Origin of the sequence: Halorubrum sp. SS7 (assembly GCF_005435055.1) — an archaeon.
In the GTDB taxonomy this organism is placed as follows: domain Archaea; phylum Halobacteriota; class Halobacteria; order Halobacteriales; family Haloferacaceae; genus Halorubrum; species Halorubrum salinarum.
This window is the reverse complement of record NZ_SGXV01000239.1, coordinates 1-573: the sequence shown is the minus strand read 5'-3', so window position 1 is coordinate 573 and position 573 is coordinate 1. Positions and strand designations below refer to the sequence as shown.

The window sequence follows — 573 nt, the reverse complement described above, 5'->3', positions numbered from 1 at the left end:
ACTCGATGGGCCTCCTGAGACCGATTCCGCGCTCGACGAAGATCTCTATTGGGCCGCTGACGCAGCTGCTCCAGCGCCAGAACCAGACCGGGTTCGGTCACTCGCAGAGCGTTGGCCAAGTGCTGATAGTGCGTGGTCCTACGGAGAGTCCCCACGTAAAACGCTCATACGTGACCGCGTACAGGACTACATCGACATACACGGGAGAGATGTCTCCCTCCCCTCGATCCTCGCGCACCTCAATATCGACCCCTCTTACCGAGAGTTCGTCGGTGAGATACTGAACGGCGAGAGGGAACCGGACTCCGAAGCCTTCGATCGACGTTCCACGGAACCCGCGTTCGGCTACGAGCTGAAAGCGATCGTCGATCGAGACGGGAATGAACACGAACCCGGCGGTGGCGGTGTCGATATGGTCTCACTAGAATTACCGATAAGAAATATTATCCAGAATACTCGGCTCCGACACGACCTCGCTCAAGGTGAGGTGTTCCGTGACGCCCGGACTGAGGTCGCGAGTCATAACCCGAAAACAGTCGCTTCCGCTTTCGTCAACGACGGAATCACAGATCC

The 573-nt window shown here is 57.6% G+C and carries 1 pseudogene; it reads left to right on the top strand.

The window, feature by feature from the left end:
• Nucleotides 1–573: pseudogene (locus tag EXE44_RS21195) on the top strand (hypothetical protein); the annotation flags it as partial.